Genomic DNA, 19,240 nt, shown 5'->3' with positions numbered 1-19,240 from the left:
TTTTAAAATATTAATTCTACTTAACCTAAAATATATTCATTTCAAATTAAATATACTCCTACGGCGTATAAAGTTCCTAATATTAAACAGAAGGCAGAGCTGACATACCAAAATAAATCACTATTTCCCAAAAATTTTGATTTTAGCCATGGAAAAGCAAAACCACGGATAAGAAATATAACTGCGACAAGCGAGAGAATAAGTTTTGTAAAAGGTAATATCTGTATTCCCTTTGCTGCAAGAAAAGTATAAATAGAACATACGGTCAGGATTAAACCGACAGCTATAGCTGTAAAATTAGGATACCAATGTCCTCTTTCTACCATTTGAACAATAGTTTTCCCTGCCCCTAAGAACCGGAAACCATTTGCTCCCCAGAATACACAAATGAAATGAAGGAATGCAGCACAAAATGTTAGAGCTGAGGCAAAATATAAGGGAATAATAGAACTTGAATACATTTTATTTCCTATTGAATGGTTATTATTAGACAAAAAGTTATTTATGAGATCATCTGTGATCAAATCATAATATAGTTAATATATGAAATCTTTAAATAAAAAAGAGAGCATGAGCTCCCTTTTTTTAAATCTTATTTACGAATTAAACTGTATGTCCCATACGCTCGCCCATTACAACTACAGACTCAGCTTTAAAACGTTGTTCCCATTCGATCTTATCTTTTTCAAATAAAATAACTGCCGTAGAACCTAAATAAAAACGTCCAAGTTCGGCACCTTTTTCCAGCTTCAACTGATGATGTTGTAATTCGATACGACCTGAAGGTTTCACTTTACCTGTCGCCACAGTTTCAATGCCTGCAACAATCATGGCACCTACTAAAACAACAGCCATACGGCCAAGTTCAGTATCAAACAAACACACCATGCGTTCATTACGGGCAAATAGTCCCGGTACATTTTCAGCAGTCACCTGATTTACCGAAAATAGCTCACCCGGTACATACAAAGTTTCAGTTAATGTACCTGCAAACGGCATATGTACACGGTGGTAATCGCGTGGAGATAGATAGACTGTCGCGAACTCACCTTCTTGAAATGGCTGAGCAAGTTGTGGGTCGCCAATTAATTTCTCTACAGAGAAGCTTTGGCCTTTTGCTTGAAATACTTCACCCGCTGTAATTTTACCAATCTGAGAAATAGCACCATCAGCAGGTGACACAATGCTATCTGCATTTTCGTCAACCAGACGCACGCCATCTTTCAAAGCACGAGTAAAAAAGTCATTAAAAGATTTATATTTCAGTGCATTGCTTTGTTCAGCAATCGATAAATCAATCCCATATTTAGTTTTAAAAGCTTGAATAACAGCAGTTTTTACAACTGGATTTTCACTCGCAGCAACTTTACCTACCACACGACTCAGCTGATGCTGCGGAACAAGATTTTGTGCCTTAATAAATAATTCTTTTTTTAATCGAGATGTGAAACTCACGACGGTGATTCTCCAGTAATAATAGGACTATCGAGGCGATTGCCCCATTCACTCCACGCACCATCATAGGCTTTTGCTTCCCAGCCCAAAAGTCTAGCCAAAATATAGGCTAAACCGGAACGGTGATGTGACTGGCAGTACACAACTACGGGTTGTTCTAAATCAAACCCTAGTTGTTCAAGGCGCTGCCGCGTGCGTTCAAGCGGATGCAATTTTAGATGATTTTGACGATTAAGTGCAGTACTCCATTCAAAATGGAGGGCATTTGGAATGTGACCGCCGCGTCGCGCTGCTAAACGGACACCACTATATTCATCACTCGTCCGGCAATCCCATAATTGAACATTTTCTTGTTCGACTTGTTTGCGTAATTCTTCGTAATTCACTCGGAACTGAGCAGCATGCGATAAATCAATCTGGATTAAATTATCAACCTGAGGAAGTTCTTCAATGTCGGCAGTGGTTGGCAATCCCGCTCCTAACCACGCATGAATACCGCCATTAATTAAACTAGTGCGCGTAAATCCTAAGCAATGCAAATTCCAGATTAAACGCCCAGCCCATGCCCCACCTTCGTCATCATAGACCACCACATGATGATTTGGCGAAATGTTCAGTTTTTCAATCAGTGCTTGTAAACCCGCTTCATCTGGCAAAATGCCAGTGGCTTCTTCTTGTTGAGCCACTAACCATTTAGGCTTTAAGTGAATGGCATGAGGGATATGGAGTTGCTCATAAACAGAAGCACGGCTCAAATCTACAATGCGAATATATTCATTGCCTAAATAAGGCACTAATTCTTCTGCTTCTATTAATAAATCGAGTTTAAAATCCGGGAGTGTCATCGTCATGGTTTCTTTTTATACCAGCTTAATTTCATATTAGCATAAGCATATATCTATCAAACTCTGATTTTCTGCTACTCTTTAGCAGAAAATCAGATATCAGCATTCTTACTTTTAAAAATACAAAATAGTGAGACTACTTTTTTACTTAAACGACTTCTTCAAGTTCTTCGATTTCAAAAACCTGACGTAAATAAGCCAAGAAAGTATCGTTATCAGTCATGGTTTTACCGGGACTATCAGAAATTTTCGCAACCGACTGACCATTGCATTCAACTAGTTTCAACACAATATTGAGTGGTTTTTGTCCCATGTCATTGGTCAAATTAGTTCCAATACCAAAACTGACCTGAAAACGGTCTTTAAAGTATTGATGCAATTCCCATGCTTTTGGCAAATTAAGGCCATCACTAAAAGTCAGCATCTTGGTTTTGGTATCAATTTTTAATTTACGGTAGTGCGCATAGGCCTTATCACCCCATTCATATGGATCACCACTGTCATGACGTAAGCCATCAAATAGTTTGGCGAAATACAGATCAAAATCTCTTAGAAAAGCATCCATGCCCACTACATCGGTTAGGGCTATTCCTAAGTCTCCACGGTATTCTTGTACCCACGTTTCTAAAGCAGCTTTTTGAAAGTCACGCAGACGGACATCAAGTGCCTGAAAAGCCTGTAAAAATTCGTGGGCCATAGTTCCAATTGGCGTAATGTTTAACTCTTTAGCAAGTAACACATTACTTGTACCACGGAATACATTTGGCACGGTTTTATGAAAAGCTGCCACAACATGCTTTTGCCATACGAAGCTATAACGGCGACGTGTACCAAAATCAGAGACTAAAAATGGCGGGTCATTCGATTTTTGAGTTTTTTCATATTGCTGAACCAATTCAAGCTTGGCTTGTAAACGGCGTTCACCCTCGGCCCATACTTCATCGTTTTTAATACGGCTAAAATAAAGTTCATTTACAATTGCCAATACAAAAATTTCAAACATCATGGCTTGGACCATCGGACCTTCAATATGAATATCCAAACGACCTTCCGCATCGATGCTAGCCCGAATAAAACGTCTTTTCAGTTGAAATAGTTCTAAATAATCAACAAAGTCACTTTTGATAAAGCGTAATTTACGCAAATATTGAAGCTCGTCTTCTTTATATTTAAGGCTACATAAATAGTCGAGTTGCTGATTTAAATCATCCAAAATATCTACTAGTGGATAGACAGTATCTTCTAAATTTCTACAGCGGAAATGATAGACGCTATGAGTTTGCGGAAACTTATGCAAAACCACCTGTAACATCGTAAATTTGTACAAGTCTGTATCTAGTAAAGAATGGATAATTGGAGACATAGTCAGTGATTATTCGCTTGCTTCTTAGCATTAAAGCATATTTTTATAAATGAATTGCGAGCTTTTAGACCATTGTTGCAGCTCCGTGAAATTTCCTTTTAAAAATCATTTAATTTAATTTCTGCTAAACTACGCCAATTCAATCAATTGCAGAAATTTGCTTTAACTATGCGTGCTTTAATACAACGAGTTCTTGAAGCTAAAGTGGTGGTTGACGGTGAGACTACCGGTGAAATCCAGCAAGGCTTATTGGTTTTTTTAGGCATCGGCCGAGATGACACTTTAGCGATTGGCCAAAAGCTTATTGATAAGATTTTGAAATATCGTATCTTTGATGACGAACAGGGCAAAATGGGCTGGAATGTCTCTCAAGCAAATGGTGGAATCCTGCTTGTTTCACAATTTACCCTTATGGCTCAAACCCAAAAAGGTTTACGTCCAGATTTTGGTCCAGCCATGCCGCCAGCAGATGCCAAAGCGTTATATGAACAGCTGGTTGAATATACACATTCACAATTTGAAAAAGTTCAAACTGGCATTTTTGCAGCCGATATGAAAGTTCATTTAATTAATGATGGTCCAGTTACATTTAACTTGGAAGTCGAAGCGTAGATATAAAAAAACTCCCGAACGGGAGTTTTTTTATATCTGGTGATTAACGACCAGTTTTCTCTTTAATAAAAGCACGTGCCTGACGTACTTTATCTTTAACTGGTTTTGGCAACTTAGGTGGAATGAGTCTAGCCACTTGGTTAAACCAAACCAATAGGCTGAAGTCACCTTCCATTTTAATGCTGCCGTTTTGCATACCTGTCATAAATGCGGTTGGGTCACCTTTAATCAAAGTTTTTACACCCTGTTCGCTATCTGCAAACTGCAAGATAAAATCAGCTTTTTCAGGTGCGCCTGCAACAGTGTCAATCTGTCCATTATTAATAATGATCTGACGTGCAACACCTAAATCCGTACCGATCTGAATACGGAATGCGCGGTCATGAATCAATTCAATAAACTTAGGGCTAGTACGTGCCAATTGCTTCATACGCAGCACTAAACCTGCTACCAATAAATCTAACGGGTCTGTACTGACATCAACGAGAGGTAATTTGACTACAGGTATAGAAGAAAGTTTCATGAACATTCACGCCTATTGTATTTTTATGAAAACTTTAGAGCAAAACTCAGTAAGGACATACCATTGCCTGTGTTTTGTGCATTAACTGATAATTTTTAGCTGGCAACGCAATCTAGATGAAACGTCAACAGACCCATGTATCGTAGCATAACTGGCTATTTTTTAATAAATGCTTTGTATAATAAAAATCACGTTTCGTAAATAAAAAAGGCATGCTGTGCATACCTCTTTACCGTTAGATAACAATTTAATTATCGGCTAGAACATTGCTGCTGATCATCTTCATATACTGGCGTGTGTTCTATATATTGGCGATTTGCCAAAGCCTTTTGTGCCTGTTTATCCTCACGTAACAAAATAAATGTAACCATTACCATCGCTAGACTTAGTGCAGTTAAATAACTATATGTGACTGGCATTTCAAAAGTGACTTGAACTCCAAAACGGACCACTTCCAATAGCCCCCAAAAGAACATCCCTGCAAGCATAAAACCAAGCCAACGACGGTAAGGAGAAAAGAAAACAGCAACAAGCGCGACAGCGATCAAGCTGAATCCGGCGATAGCGGCAAAATTCGCTGTTACCATAGAAACCTCCGTCTTAATGAAAACGTCTAAAAAGATTCGGTCTTAAAAACCCGACCTCATTCCAAAAACAACTTTAATTCATAATTTGTGTTGAAGCTTAGGATGCATTATGGATGTTTTTTTTTAGAAAAAAAGACCCGTTATTTCTTAATGCGACACACTTTGTCGCAACATTCTTTTGTCATTACATTTTTGTAAAATTCAAAAAGTTCGATTCCCTATATGGCATCAATTCTGGCGTGTCATTACAAAAAAATATGCTGTTTTTAAGGACCAAAATAAGTTTTTTTCAGATTTTTTTATTGCCTTTTTTCTGTGCACGATTTGAGCATAACACCCTTGATTTTATAACTATTCTGCATAAAAAAAGCGCTACTCTGAAGTAGCGCTTAAAGCTCAAGCCTATAGGTTAAGCACGGTTTAAATCTTTGTCATGCATGCCCAACAAATACAGCACACCATCCAAACCAACACTTGAAATAGCCTGATTTGCATTTTGGCGAACTAATGGTTTAGCACGGTAAGCCACACCGAGCCCTGCAATGGCAAGCATAGGTAGATCGTTTGCACCATCTCCTACCGCCATAGCTTGCTCTAAAGAAATGCCCATTTTATTCGCAAGTTCGCGTAATAGCTCAGCTTTACGCGCGCCATCAACAATCGCACCTTTAACCTCACCCGTTACAAAGCCATCTTGCACATCTAAAATGTTGGCATGAACTTCATCAATACCAAGTTTACCTTGTAGATATTCAGCAAAATATTGGAATCCACCAGATAAAATTGCTGTTTTATAGCCGAGCGCCTTCAATGTTGAAATGAGGCGTTCTGCACCTTCAGTAATGGTTAAACGCTCTGCAATTTTAGGTAAAACAGCAGCATCAAGCCCTTTTAATAATGCAACACGAGCACGGAAGCTTTGCTGGAAATCAAGTTCGCCTTGCATCGCTCTTTCAGTGATTTCAGCAACTTGTGCGCCTACCCCTGCTTCAATCGCCAACTCGTCAATAACTTCTTGTTCAATTAATGTTGAGTCCATATCAAAACAAACTAAACGACGGTTACGTCGATAAGCGTTGTCTTCTTGAACAGCAACATCAATATTTAATTCGCTTGAAAGACGTAAACATGCTGCACGCATGGCTTGTGCGTCTAAAGTTGGACCACTACTTAAACCAAACTGTACACATGCACGACGTGGAAATGCGCTATCCTTTTCAAAGTCGACACGGCCTGATAAACGGGTAACAGTTTCAATGTTAAAGCCTTGGCTAGACACAATTTGTGTAACTGCTTGTAAGTGTGCAGCAGTGAGTTCAGGTGCCAAAGCCGTGACGATATAACGAGTACGACCGCCTTCACCTACCCATTGATCGTATTCTGCGCCTGTGATTGGTTTAAAGCGCACTGTTAAGCCAATATCATGTGCTAAAATCAGAATTTCTTTCATTGCCAATGCGGTCGCAGTTTCATTATCTGACGCGACTACAATGCCCAATGTGAGTTGATTATGAATAACAGCCTGACCTACATCCAGTATTTGCAATGAATGTACGGATAGTACTTGCATTAATCGGGTAAACTGGTTTGGTTGGTCTGGTCCTAAAAAGGATATAAGAATGATTTCTCGCATGAATTGACTCTAGTCTGAGTGACAACTATTGTAAGAATCATAATCGAATTTCAATATAATTGCCTTGGAAGTTTAACTTGATTGCGCCTAGACAAGGGCTATTTGCTAGCCTACTGATCGTTAGTTTTGCATTGCATACCTTTTTATTGGTGATTGCAACGACACACCAGCTCAATGAAAACCGTGCGAGTCAAGGTCAGCTCATGACCAGTCAGCTCGTTGCAGACAGCTTATCCGAGCTAGAACCTGCCAATACGGTATCTTTAGCTCTGATTGCCAATCGCTATGCGACCAATCCAAGCGTTGCGTCTATTCGCATTCTTGATGCCAATAAACAAGTGTTGGCAACGAGCGGAATTTCGAAAACTCGCCAAGGTGAGATTTTTGCTCGCGATGCGCTGCAAAATGAAAAGAAAGTGGGTTCTATCGAGATTACGCTTATTCAGCCAAGTATTGGGGAAATTCTCCGCACTCAATGGCTGGCAATCTTAGCTTCTCTGTTTTTGCATATTTTATTGTGGCTTGCCTATCGTGCCATTGCTCGTCCGACCCGTAGCGAATATTTAGCACGTATTAACGAAGAGAACCGCTTGAAACATGAAATTCAGCAGTTAACTCAGGCGCTTGCACTCGAAAAACAAAATACGGTGACGTTGGTTGCCCAAGCTCAACAGCAAGCCAAAGGTAAACCAGCAGTTCGTCCTCAGCCTGAGAAAACTACAGATTCTAATGACCAACATATGTTGGCACTCAATATTCAGTTTTATGATCCTAAACAGTTATTAAGCAGTGTTAACCAGTCAGTATCTGTCCCGTACTTTAAACTCTGTCAGCTCTTTTTAAACAAGAGTATTGAGTTGTGCGTTAAGCATTATCAATTAAAGCTATCGGACATTGAAGTTGTAAATGAGTTTAATGCTGACGGCGCTACACTTGCGATTTCAACTTCGCATACTCACGCTGTAGAGTGTCTGCTTATGGTGGGAACCGTATTCCAATTACTCTCTGACGTTTTATATAAACGTTACCGCGAAGATAAACGCTTTGCTTTGCAAACGCGTAGTGCAACTTGTAATGCCGTAGAAGCGATGCAAATTGATGCGAAAGAAGCTGCTCAACGTTTAGCACAGCATCTCCATGCGAAAGAATCTGCTTTATATCTTGAGAATGATCAACTCAAGGCAATTCAAGACAGCTATCAACTTGTTGCGATGCCGAACCCAAGTAATGTCATGACTCGCCATGCCTTTATGATCAATGGCATGAATGCAGAGTGTGCTGAACTTGCTCAAAATATCCGGACTGAAATTTTGATGGGAAAAAAATCAATCCCACAAAATGATAGTCCAAGCAGTGCAGCTTCATAAAAAGTAAGTGCGCATATCAGAACCTAGCCTTTTGGCTAGGTTTTTTTATTTAAATTCATCGTTTTTATTTTAAATTATTCCATTTTCTTATGATTTATTTGTATAAATAAAGCTGGATCTATTCTATCTCGTTGCAAAGTTGGATAAATCAGAATCATAGGCAAAATTCTCTAAACAGCGTAAACTATGCAAAATTTATTAAATAGAAATTGTCTTACGACAAAAAAAGGTGAAAGCGAATGCCGCTGAGTCGTGTTGAAGATCTTGTCGCCGATATTCGTGCAGGCAAAATGGTTATCTTGATGGATGACGAAGATCGCGAAAATGAAGGTGATCTTGTCATTGCAGCAACGCATGTTCGTCCTGAAGATATTAACTTCATGATTACCCATGCACGTGGTCTAGTTTGCCTAACGTTAAGCCGTGAGCGCTGTAAGCAGTTAAACCTTCCGTTGATGGTTGACCAAAACGGTGCTCAGCATAGTACAAACTTTACCTTATCAATCGAAGCCGCTGAAGGTATTACGACTGGTATTTCAGCAGCAGAGCGTGCACATACAATTCAAGCTGCTGTCGCAGCGCATGCAAAGCCAAGTGATATTGTACAACCGGGCCATATTTTCCCATTAATGGCACAACCAGGCGGTGTTCTACATCGTGCAGGTCATACTGAAGCGGGCTGTGATTTAACACGCTTAGCAGGTCTTGAACCAGCTTCTGTCATTTGTGAAATCATCAATGAAGATGGCACAATGGCGCGCCGTGCAGATTTAGAAATTTTTGCCGAGAAGCATGGCTTAAAAATTGGTACAATTGCGGACTTGATTCACTACCGTATGACCAATGAGCAAACGGTTGAACGTCTGGATCAAAAAACCATTCAAACAGAATATGGTTCATTTGAACTCTATCGTTATCGTGAGATTGGTAATCCGGACATCCATTTGGCTTTAGTCAAAGGCGAGCCAAAAGAAGGTGTTACAACAGTACGTGTACATGGTTTCAGTCCAATTCGCGATTTGCTTAAGCTAAATAAGGCTGATGGTGAACCTGCATGGAATCTAGACCGTGCACTACAGACAATTGCAGCGAGTGATCGCGGTGTTTTAGTCTGGATCGGGCAAGATCATTTGCAAGACTTGGGACCAGCGTTGGATGATTTAAATAAGCCAAAACCGGTGAAATCCAATGCAGCACTTTCACATCAATATCAAACCATTGGTGTAGGCGCTCAAATTTTGCGTGACTTAGGTGTTGAAAAAATGAAGCTTCTTAGCTCACCATTACGTTTCAATGCTTTATCTGGCTTTAATTTAGAAGTAGTGGAATATGTCACTGCTGATCAAATCACAACGAAATAATCGAGGTTGCTATGGCAATTCGCCGTATTGAAGGTTTATTACATCTCGCAAGCGAAGGTCGTTATGCGATTTTAGTGGGTCGTTTCAACAGTTTTGTTGTTGAACACTTATTGGATGGTGCAATCGACACATTAAAACGTCATGGTGTAAATGAAGATAACATTACTGTTATTCATGCTCCTGGCGCATGGGAACTCCCGATTGTTGCTAAAAAATTAGCTACATCAAATCAGTTTGATGCAATCATCGCACTTGGCGCAGTTATTCGTGGTAGCACACCACACTTTGACTTCGTTGCTGGTGAATGTGCAAAAGGTTTAGGTGTAGTCGCGTTAGAAAGCAGCTTGCCTGTCATCAATGGTGTATTAACTACTGATAGCATCGAGCAAGCCATCGAACGTTCAGGTACAAAAGCAGGAAACAAAGGTAGCGAAGCTGCTTTAACTGCAATTGAAATGGTTAATTTATTAAAGGCAATTTAAAGCATGTCTCAAACACTGCAAGCCGCTTATGCAGCAAAACGCAAAGCACGTCGTTTTGCTGTACAAGGTATTTATGAGTGGCAAATGAGTCACAATCCTGTACATGAAATTGAAGCACGTACCCGTGCTGAAAATGCGATGCACAAGGTAGACTTAAACTACTATCACGAACTATTAACGCAAGTGATTGCACAGCGCGAAGATCTTGATGCATTGTTAATTCCGGTACTTGACCGTGAACTTGATGCACTTGATGGTGTTGAGCTCGCAACCTTACGTTTAGGTGCTTACGAGTTACGTGATCATTTAGAAGTACCTTATCGTGTAGTTCTTGATGAAGCCATTGAACTCGCCAAACACTTTGGTGGAGCAGATAGCCATAAATACATTAATGGCGTTTTAGATCGTTTAAGTTCAACACTACGTAGTGCTGAAAAACAACAAGCAAACTAATAGGTTTGAAGTTGATATGGCTGAGTTTTCTATTATTGACCAATACTTTAACAGACAATCTTATACAGATGTCACCTTAGGTATTGGAGATGACTCAGCCTTAATCACCCCTCCCCAAAATCAACAATTGGTGATCTGTGCAGATACACTAGTTGCTGGTCGTCACTTCCCTCTTGATACCTCTCCCCATGCAATTGGCTGGAAAAGTGTGGCTGTCAATCTTTCAGATATTGCTGCCATGGGTGCTAAACCTCATAGTATTTTACTTGCGTTAAGCTTACCTACCATTGACCATGAATGGCTGGAAGGATTCAGTCAGGGAATCTATGACTGCTGTAATCAATTTGGTGTTGCTCTCATTGGTGGAGATACGACCCAAGGTCCACATCTCACCATTACCGTCACAGCCATGGGCTGGATTGAAACCGGACAAGCTGTGTTACGTTCGGGCGCAAAAGTCGGTGACTATGTTTGTGTGAGCGGTCAAGTTGGAGATGCAGCCTATGGTTTACAACACCTAGGTCATCCCTTACAACAACGACTAGACTACCCAACACCACGTTGTCAGCTAGGACAACAGTTGAAGGGTCTTGCTTCTAGCATGATTGATATTTCTGATGGATTAGCCCAAGATTTAGGCCATATTTTAAAAGCTTCAAAGGTCGGTGCTCGATTACTTTTAGAAAAGTTACCGATTGATTCAACGCTAGAAAAACTACCAGAACAGCAGCGCTGGCAATATGCGCTAGCTGGTGGTGATGACTACGAATTATGTTTTACAATAACACCGCAAAATTATGAAAAACTTTTGCAAAAACAACTAGACATTAAGATTACAATGATCGGACAGATCGTTGAGCAAACACAACTAACTTTTGAGCATTTGGGTTCAGATTACCCATTGCAAATTCATGGATACCAACACTTTGCATAAGCCGCCGATTCATTTTAAAGACATGTCTTGGTTCAACCGCTGCATCGTTTTCTGTGGAGTTGGTTTCGGATCTGGTCTCGCACCTAAAGCCCCTGGTACTTTTGGCTCTGCCTTTGCCCTACTCTTCGTTCCGATCTGGTTATCGCTTGGATTTAACTTAAGCTTAATCGCGATGATTATCATGTCCTTGGTCGGGATTTATATCTGTGGTCAAACTGCAAAAGTAATAAATGTACACGATGATGGTCGAATTGTGTGGGATGAATTTGCAGGGCAATCTATTACCTTTCTTCCTCTCATTTACTTACAACAAATGAACTGGATGTGGGTGATCGTCGGCTTTATATTATTTCGAATTTTCGATGTTTGGAAACCTTGGCCTATCCGTGTTATTGATCGTCAGGTGCATGGTGGTTTTGGTATTATGCTTGACGATATTATTGCCGGTGTATGGGCTGCTCTTTGTACACTAATTATTATCCATTTGACTTAATCATTAGAGTTATACATGTCAACTACCGTCATTATTCTTGCTGCTGGTAAAGGAACGCGTATGCGTTCTCAGCTTCCTAAAGTATTACAACCTTTAGCGGGTCGCCCACTATTAGGGCATGTCATTCAAACGGCAAAACAATTACAAGCTAAAAATATTATTACGATTTATGGTCATGGTGGTGACCGCGTACAACAAACATTTGCCCAAGAAAATGTTCAATGGGTTGAGCAAGCTGAACAACTTGGTACAGGTCATGCCGTACAAATGACCTTACCTGTACTCCCTAAAGAGGGTGTTTCGCTGATTTTATCAGGCGATGTACCATGTATTAATGCAAATACGCTACAAAAATTATTAGATGCATCGACCCAGACAGGAATTGGCTTGGTTACGCTCACTGTAGATGATGCAACAGGTTATGGCCGTATTGTACGTCAAGATGGCAAAATTCAAGCCATTGTTGAACATAAAGATGCAAATGAAGCACAACGCCAAATTAAAGAATTTAATACAGGCATTTACTGTGTTAGCAACGCAAAACTTCATGAGTGGTTGCCTAAACTTTCAAATGAAAATGCACAGGGTGAATATTACCTAACTGACATCGTTGCAATGGCAATTGCAGATGGCTTAGAAGTTGCCTCTGTTGAACCAGAGCTTGCTTTTGAAGTTGAAGGTGTGAATGACCGCTTACAACTTGCAGCTTTAGAACGCCAGTTCCAGCAAGAACAAGTCAAAAAGCTAATGCAGCAAGGCGTAATGTTCTTTGACCCTGCACGCTTTGATTTACGTGGCTCTGTAAAAGTTGGACAAGATGTTCGTATTGACATCAATGTTATTATTGAAGGTGAATGTGAGCTTGGTGATTTTGTAGAAATCGGCGCTGGCTGTATTTTAAAGAACACCAAAATTGCAGCAGGCACTAAAGTTCAAGCCTATAGCGTTTTTGATGGCGCAGTTGTAGGCGAAAATGCTCAAATTGGACCATTTGCACGCTTACGCCCAGGGGCTAAATTGGCAAATGAAGTGCATATTGGCAACTTTGTTGAAGTTAAAAACACATCGATTGGACTAGGTAGTAAAGCTAACCATTTCACCTATTTAGGTGATGCCGAAATCGGTGCTGAATCAAATATTGGGGCAGGAACAATTACCTGCAATTATGACGGTGCAAATAAACACAAAACCACTATTGGCGATGCCGTTTTTATCGGTTCTAATAGCTCGCTGGTTGCTCCGGTGACCATTGGAAATGGCGCAACAGTTGGTGCGGGTTCTGTGATTACGAAAGATGTAGCCGAACAAAGTCTCTCCTTTGAACGTGCACAACAAATTTCAAAAGCAAATTATCAACGTCCCCAAAAGGTTAAAAAATAAGAGGATTGAAGTATGTGTGGTATCGTCGGAGGCGTTGCAGAGCGTTGTGTAACCGAGATTTTAATTGAAGGTTTAAAACGTCTTGAATACCGCGGTTATGATTCTGCGGGTGTTGCTTTACTAAATAATCAACAAATTTTACGTGAGCGCCGTGTAGGTAAGGTCATCAATCTTGCAGATGCAGTTGCTGAACACCAACTTACAGGGGCTATCGGCATTGCGCATACACGTTGGGCAACCCATGGTAAGCCAACTGAAAACAATGCTCACCCGCATATGTCTGGTAAGGTTGCTGTAGTACACAACGGTATCATTGAGAACTATCAAGAGTTAAAAGATGACCTACAAGCTTTAGGTTATGTTTTTACCTCTCAAACAGATACTGAAGTTGTTGCACACTTAGTTGCTGAAGCTCTAAAAAGCACAGATAGCCTTTTAGATGCTGTTGAAACTGTTGTACCTCAGCTTAAAGGTGCTTACGCGCTAGGTATTATCCACAGCGATTATCCAGATGAACTGATTACTGTACGTGAAGGTTCACCTTTAGTGATTGGCGTAGGTATTGGTGAAAACTTTATCAGTTCTGACCAACTCGCACTTTTACCTGTGACGAACCGCTTTATGTACCTAGAAGAAGGTGATATTGCGCGTCTTACACGTACTTCAATTGAAGTATTTGCAAATGGCGAGCGCGTTGAGCGTCCAGTGCGAGAGCTTGATGCAACCGTAAGTAGCGCATCAAAAGGCGAATACAAGCACTACATGCTCAAAGAAATTTATGAGCAGCCAGAAGCAATCAAGCAAACGATTTCTCAAGCACTTGATGGCAATAACTTACGTGATGATTTCTTGAAAAATGCTGAAGCAGATTTCAATAAAATTCAAAGCGTACAAATCATCGCTTGTGGTACAAGTTACCACTCAGGAATGATTGCGAAATATTGGTTTGAACAACTGATTGGCGTGCCTTGCCAAGTTGAAATCGCGAGTGAATTCCGCTATCGCACACCTGTGATTGTTGAAAATACACTTTATATTTGTATTTCACAGTCAGGTGAAACAGCCGATACATTAGCGGCGCTACGCGAAACTCAAAAACGTGCGAAAGCAAACAATATCGATATTCAGACTTTAACCATCTGTAACGTTGCGACGTCTTCAATGGTTCGTGAAACTGATCATCACTTATTGACGCTTGCTGGTCCTGAGATTGGTGTTGCTTCAACTAAAGCGTTCACGACTCAGCTCGCTGCGCTTATGTTGTTAATCTTGAAAATTGGTCAAGTGAAACAACGTATTAGCCCTGCTATTCTTGAAGAAATTACACGTGAGCTATGGCACAGCCCGAAAGTTATTCTTGATACCCTCAAAAATGACCCAGAAATTTTGCGTTTGTCTGAATTATTCGTAGAAAAAAATCACTGCTTATTCTTAGGTCGTGGTACGAATTATCCAATCGCATTGGAAGGCGCATTAAAGCTCAAAGAAATTTCATATATTCATGCAGAAGGCTATGCAGCTGGTGAGTTAAAACACGGTCCATTAGCACTCGTTGATAATGAAATGCCAATCGTGATTCTTGCGCCAAATGATGAAATGCTTGATAAGCTCAAATCAAATATGGAAGAAGTTCAAGCACGTGGTGGTGAATTATTTGTTTTCGCTGATGAAAATAGCGGAATCAATGAAAAAGACCGTCAACACGTTGTACATATTCCAGCAGTAAACGAATGGTTAGCTCCTATTGTTTATAGCGTACCAGTTCAGTTATTGTCTTATCACGTTGCTGTTTTACGTGGTACAGACGTTGACCAACCACGTAATTTGGCTAAGTCAGTCACTGTAGAATAATCAATTAACAGACACGCTATCCATGCCATAAATGGTGTAGATCGCTTCTGTTGATTAGAAAGCCCGATATGCATTAATTGCCTATCGGGCTTTTTTATTGCGTTCATACGGCTACACAGACGCTTGCGCGTGAAAGAAAATGTAGTTTGATAGTAGAGAACTCCCCCTAGGTCCCCGTGTCACAAAGGACTTTTTACTTTTGCGCTGATTTAAAGTTTGAGAGATCATTGCGACACAGAGATAAAGGAGCTAAGCGAAATACTTAGCCCATTTCATTTTTGTCACAGCGTCGAATGATGCTGAACAAATTAGGGGCAAAGTCCTGTGGGAGATCAGGACTTTGCAAACTGGTGTGCTTTAAACGTTGCACAGTTTGAGGTGAATAAATCTGTTCAAGCTGTTGGCAAATACAATTGCAACTGGCTTGCATGTGTTCACCTGACAAACAAATTCTTTCAAATTCCTGCTGAGCATTGGCATCAGCATTTGTAATGCTGTAAGCACCTACCATAAGGTTTAAAATTAATATAAATTTATGAAGTTTCATATTATTCTCATGATTATTTATATCTGTAAATAAAATAAAAACATTATTCGCCTAAATATTAAAATATTTTTTTAAATAATAATTATCCCTCCCATATACACAGGAAAATAAAATAATTAAGATTTTAAAATAAAAATAATTTATAAATTTAAAAAATTAGGCAATAGAAAACCCAAATTTTAAATAAATAAAATAGTTAAATGAGAGAGAAAATGAGTTTGAATAGTGGCATGGCCAACTCCTTAAAAAATGGAGTCCTACCACCAGATCACTGCGAATTAATTTATGGTGGTAGAACGGAAAGGGGTTGACAGACTAGACTTAGCGACCAGCACGCGCGAACGCGTCCCCCTTCCGCCCTACCATAGAGAAAAAGGGGGCACAAAGGTTCCACATGGGAAATACTAAGGAAGTATAACCCATTTGCTAAGTACGGTCTGTCAAAACCGTCTGGCAATGTAGGCCAGCAACGAAATATTAATCGGTATAATAAAGAACGTCAATTTATTTTAATGAAAAAATTTAAATATAATAATTTTATTCTCTTTATTACATTTATGGCTTTTAATTAAATTTAAAATATAAACTTTGGTTATATATATTTAGTTAATAAAATAGATTAATCATTAATTTTAATTTAATAGTTTATATAAATACGTCTAAGATAAAGAATATCTAGGTATTAAAAAATTTTATAGAAAGCCCCTGCCCCATAAGTTGATAAGCGAACACCTCTTACCACCCTTTCGAGAGCTTATTTTTCTAAGCTTTTATGGGTGGATGTTGACCTAACCCTAACAAAGAAAAAGGTGATCAACACGTTGCTGCATTGAATAGTACAGACGTTGACCAGTAACCAAACTTGGCGAAATCAGTAACCGTTAAGTAGCTTAAAAATATATCATTATCAAAGCAGTCATAACTTTGATAACTCATCTATTAAAAAGCCTGATATGTCTTTGAAATACATATTGGACTTTTTTATTGCATTCATAAAGTTCTAAAAGATAGACTCGGGCTTTTATTAAGAAATTCTAATAAGTACATCTAAATCAATATGTTATATACAAAAACCAACAAAAAACACTTGGATTTATACATGAAAAGTTATGGTATAAATCACGCTTCGAAATTTGCCTAATAACTATAAATTTCGACTATTACAAAACACTTTCTAATTATAAGGAGCAACTTATCATGGCTAACGGATTCCCAACTGGAAACTTTAGAATCGTTAACAAAGAAACAGGTGCATGTATTTCAAGTCTGCATGGTGGCCAGACACATGGTATGCAAGATGCCGTAACTGCACGTGGTGAAACGGGTAAGTTACCGTATTCTCATACAAATGACCGACTATTTACGGTACATGACAAAGTTAAAAACATAGAAGAAGAGCTTTGGTATTTTGACAGCCACGAATATCGCAGTGGGCGAGAGAATAAGCTATTCAACAAAGTTAAAGATATCAGATCTAGTTGGGTGCTCGGTGCTTACGTTAAAACAAAAGTAATTGGATTTAAACTGCATGACAAAGACTTAGAAAATTTTATTAGTCTTTTACCAAAGCAAGATGAAGAAACACTAGCCCACTTAAGAACTAATGATGGCCTTGATATTACTGATTTATTAAGTGATTTTATCCATATTAACGGCGAAGAAACTATTAAATCGGAGCTTGTAGGTAAGCTCGACGATAAAAAATTTGATGAATATTTAAATCCAGTCCTCGCTCATGCATCAATTCGTAGTATTGAGCAAAAGTTCTATAAACTTGCTTCCGCTCCTTGGCTAGGTTTAGATCTTCCTGAATTTAAAGATTTGCCTGAGAACCCTTTCGCTCACGATAACGAACAACTCTATAAGATCATTTTTGCCTCTGTCCAATTAGATGTCTTGGATCAAAAAGATTGGCAATCAGATTCAGTGTTCCGGTTGTATTTACGCCGTTACAATATTAATGAGCTTCTAAAAAAACTTAAAAAAGAGCAGCTTGAGGCACTACGAGAAAAAGTATGGACAGAGCTTGAAGATGTAGAAGACCCTCAAAAAGAAGCAGTAAAAATTATTCTAGAGCTTAGAAAAACTCTAGATTTACATATTGATGAGAAAAATATGAATACTGCCAAGAAGATTTTACAGACAGGTTTAAAGTCAAATGAGTCTTTTGAACAACTGCAAACAGCATTAAAAAGTATAAATGATAAAGAGACGCAAGCAGTTCATTGGCATAGTGGTGATATTTTCTTGCAAGGAGCAGGTCGCCAGTACCAAACTAGTTGGGCATTTGAAGATGGTTATATCTTTGTAGAAGGCCAACCAAATGCAGTACTGACACATCTTTGGGGTTCATCTGTAAGCATTAGTCAACGCTCTAATGACCCGAGACAGCGCTGGGAACTTAAAAGAGCTTAATTTGAGCTAGTACAAAGATGGTAAGAGAAAATCCTCTTACCATCTTTTCTAGAGCTTATTTTTCTACAGCTTTTACTGGTAAATGTTTACCTAACAAAGAAAAAGTAACATCTGCAACTTCCAACGGGTCTGAACTGGTCCAAATAATATGATTTCCCTCATTTGAACTTTCAGAACTTAAACTGTAGTGATTTAGCTGCCGAATTAATTGCGCTGTTACAGCTTCAGAAGGCTCAATAATTTGAATATCACCACCTACAATTTCTTGAATCGTATCTGAAACAAATGGATAGTGGGTGCATCCCAAAATAACCGTATCGACTTTTTGCTCGACTAACGGCGCCAAAATATTTTTTAAATAATCTTTAACTTCCGCTGTATGTGCTTTGCCCGTTTCAATTTTTTCGGCTAAACCAATACAAGGTACTAAAGACACTTTGATATTTTGTGCATAAGTTTCGATTAAATTCTTGAGATTCTTTCCCTTAACCGTCGTTGCAGTTGCCAAGACAGCAATGTGCTTGCTTTGTGTGATTGCCACCGCAGGTTTTACCGCTGGTTCTATCGCAATCAGTGGCACATTAATTTGCGCTCTAATGGTTTCAATCGCTACCGCAGTCATGGTGTTACAAGCAATCACGATCGCTTTGCATTTGCCATGATCCACTAAATTTGAAATTAAATGAGTGGTTCTTGAAACAATCCAGTCGCTTTCTTTGTCGCCATAAGGAACATATTTCGAGTCAGCAAAGTAAATAATATCTTCATTCGGAAGGGCCTGCCGAATGTACTTAAATAGAGACAGTCCGCCTAAACCAGAATCAATCATTCCAATCGGGTTATTCTTCTGGTTCATTATTTTTCCAATTTAAAATTCAAAAAGAAACTATATTTTTCATTATTATATTCTGTTTTCTATCGGTTTTTACATCAGGCCCA

Annotated in this window: 18 protein-coding genes and 1 pseudogene; 10 read left to right on the top strand and 9 right to left on the bottom strand. The window is 39.2% G+C overall.

The window, feature by feature from the left end; all coding sequences use genetic code 11:
* Positions 1 to 41: 41 nt before the first annotated feature.
* The 4 genes from ACB088_RS16810 to pncB form a co-directional block, all read right to left on the bottom strand.
* Positions 42 to 461 carry a hypothetical protein gene (locus ACB088_RS16810; RefSeq protein WP_375037506.1) on the bottom strand — a complete coding sequence of 140 codons (420 nt, stop codon included), beginning with the start codon at positions 459 to 461 and terminating at the stop codon, positions 42 to 44.
* Positions 462 to 603: 142 nt separating this feature from the next.
* Positions 604 to 1,455, bottom strand: coding sequence for an archaetidylserine decarboxylase (asd, locus tag ACB088_RS16805; RefSeq protein WP_151744770.1), 852 nt, complete (start codon positions 1,453 to 1,455; stop codon positions 604 to 606).
* Complete coding sequence (locus ACB088_RS16800) at positions 1,452 to 2,300, bottom strand: sulfurtransferase (RefSeq protein ID WP_375037505.1); 849 nt, start codon at positions 2,298 to 2,300, stop codon at positions 1,452 to 1,454. Before ACB088_RS16800 ends, asd begins: the two co-directional genes overlap by 4 nt.
* A gap of 148 nt (positions 2,301 to 2,448) precedes the next feature.
* On the bottom strand, positions 2,449 to 3,663 hold the full coding sequence (gene pncB / locus ACB088_RS16795; RefSeq protein WP_375037504.1) for a nicotinate phosphoribosyltransferase: 1,215 nt from the start codon (positions 3,661 to 3,663) through the stop codon (positions 2,449 to 2,451).
* 168 nt (positions 3,664 to 3,831) lie between these two features.
* On the opposite strand from pncB, the gene dtd reads away from it, so the two are divergent.
* A complete protein-coding gene (dtd, locus tag ACB088_RS16790) occupies positions 3,832 to 4,275 on the top strand; it encodes a D-aminoacyl-tRNA deacylase (RefSeq protein ID WP_003654183.1) in 444 nt (147 codons plus the stop codon).
* A 43-nt stretch (positions 4,276 to 4,318) separates the two neighbouring features.
* Here dtd and ACB088_RS16785 read toward each other — a convergent pair whose 3' ends face one another.
* The 3 genes from ACB088_RS16785 to serB all read right to left on the bottom strand — a co-directional run bounded on the left by ACB088_RS16785 (position 4,319) and on the right by serB (position 7,018).
* Positions 4,319 to 4,798 (bottom strand): hypothetical protein, encoded by a 480-nt coding sequence (locus ACB088_RS16785; protein ID WP_003654185.1) that lies wholly within the window; start codon positions 4,796 to 4,798, stop codon positions 4,319 to 4,321.
* Positions 4,799 to 5,049: 251 nt separating this feature from the next.
* Positions 5,050 to 5,385, bottom strand: a complete 336-nt coding sequence (aciT, locus tag ACB088_RS16780; protein ID WP_002119105.1) for a ciprofloxacin tolerance protein AciT — start codon at positions 5,383 to 5,385, stop codon at positions 5,050 to 5,052.
* 409 nt (positions 5,386 to 5,794) lie between these two features.
* Positions 5,795 to 7,018, bottom strand: a complete 1,224-nt coding sequence (gene serB / locus ACB088_RS16775; RefSeq protein WP_005037920.1) for a phosphoserine phosphatase SerB — start codon at positions 7,016 to 7,018, stop codon at positions 5,795 to 5,797.
* A gap of 59 nt (positions 7,019 to 7,077) precedes the next feature.
* Between serB and ACB088_RS16770 the strand changes: the two genes are divergently transcribed.
* The 8 genes from ACB088_RS16770 to glmS all read left to right on the top strand — a co-directional run bounded on the left by ACB088_RS16770 (position 7,078) and on the right by glmS (position 15,339).
* A complete protein-coding gene (locus ACB088_RS16770) occupies positions 7,078 to 8,385 on the top strand; it encodes a hypothetical protein (RefSeq protein WP_375037503.1) in 1,308 nt (435 codons plus the stop codon).
* A gap of 239 nt (positions 8,386 to 8,624) precedes the next feature.
* Positions 8,625 to 9,746, top strand: a complete 1,122-nt coding sequence (gene ribBA / locus ACB088_RS16765) for a bifunctional 3,4-dihydroxy-2-butanone-4-phosphate synthase/GTP cyclohydrolase II (RefSeq protein ID WP_003654193.1) — start codon at positions 8,625 to 8,627, stop codon at positions 9,744 to 9,746.
* 11 nt (positions 9,747 to 9,757) lie between these two features.
* Positions 9,758 to 10,228: a 6,7-dimethyl-8-ribityllumazine synthase gene (gene ribE / locus ACB088_RS16760; RefSeq protein ID WP_002119264.1), complete on the top strand. Its 471-nt coding sequence runs from the start codon at positions 9,758 to 9,760 to the stop codon at positions 10,226 to 10,228.
* Between the two features lie 3 nt (positions 10,229 to 10,231).
* A complete protein-coding gene (gene nusB, locus ACB088_RS16755) occupies positions 10,232 to 10,681 on the top strand; it encodes a transcription antitermination factor NusB (protein ID WP_092709163.1) in 450 nt (149 codons plus the stop codon).
* A gap of 16 nt (positions 10,682 to 10,697) precedes the next feature.
* Entirely contained in the window at positions 10,698 to 11,615 is a 918-nt protein-coding gene (gene thiL, locus ACB088_RS16750) for a thiamine-phosphate kinase (RefSeq protein ID WP_056482025.1), read from the top strand.
* Positions 11,593 to 12,108, top strand: coding sequence for a phosphatidylglycerophosphatase A (locus ACB088_RS16745; RefSeq protein ID WP_005044357.1), 516 nt, complete (start codon positions 11,593 to 11,595; stop codon positions 12,106 to 12,108). Before thiL ends, ACB088_RS16745 begins: the two co-directional genes overlap by 23 nt.
* A 15-nt stretch (positions 12,109 to 12,123) precedes the next feature.
* A complete protein-coding gene (glmU, locus tag ACB088_RS16740; RefSeq protein ID WP_005300484.1) occupies positions 12,124 to 13,488 on the top strand; it encodes a bifunctional UDP-N-acetylglucosamine diphosphorylase/glucosamine-1-phosphate N-acetyltransferase GlmU in 1,365 nt (454 codons plus the stop codon).
* A gap of 12 nt (positions 13,489 to 13,500) precedes the next feature.
* Complete coding sequence (gene glmS, locus ACB088_RS16735) at positions 13,501 to 15,339, top strand: glutamine--fructose-6-phosphate transaminase (isomerizing) (RefSeq protein ID WP_209734488.1); 1,839 nt, start codon at positions 13,501 to 13,503, stop codon at positions 15,337 to 15,339.
* Positions 15,340 to 15,588: 249 nt separating this feature from the next.
* On the opposite strand, the pseudogene ACB088_RS16730 reads toward glmS, so the two are convergent.
* A pseudogene (locus tag ACB088_RS16730) lies at positions 15,589 to 15,886 on the bottom strand (hypothetical protein).
* Positions 15,887 to 17,083: 1,197 nt separating this feature from the next.
* Between ACB088_RS16730 and ACB088_RS16725 the strand changes: the two are divergent.
* Positions 17,084 to 18,301 carry a hypothetical protein gene (locus ACB088_RS16725; RefSeq protein ID WP_375037502.1) on the top strand — a complete coding sequence of 406 codons (1,218 nt, stop codon included), beginning with the start codon at positions 17,084 to 17,086 and terminating at the stop codon, positions 18,299 to 18,301.
* Positions 18,302 to 18,356: 55 nt separating this feature from the next.
* On the opposite strand, the gene murI is transcribed toward ACB088_RS16725, so the two are convergent.
* Positions 18,357 to 19,157: a glutamate racemase gene (gene murI, locus ACB088_RS16720; protein WP_375037501.1), complete on the bottom strand. Its 801-nt coding sequence runs from the start codon at positions 19,155 to 19,157 to the stop codon at positions 18,357 to 18,359.
* Positions 19,158 to 19,240: the final 83 nt, after the last annotated feature.

This window comes from Acinetobacter sp. RW6 (assembly GCF_041956835.1).
GTDB lineage: Bacteria > Pseudomonadota > Gammaproteobacteria > Pseudomonadales > Moraxellaceae > Acinetobacter > Acinetobacter calcoaceticus.
Note: the sequence above shows the minus strand (reverse complement) of the source record. Positions and strands in the feature narration are given on the sequence as shown.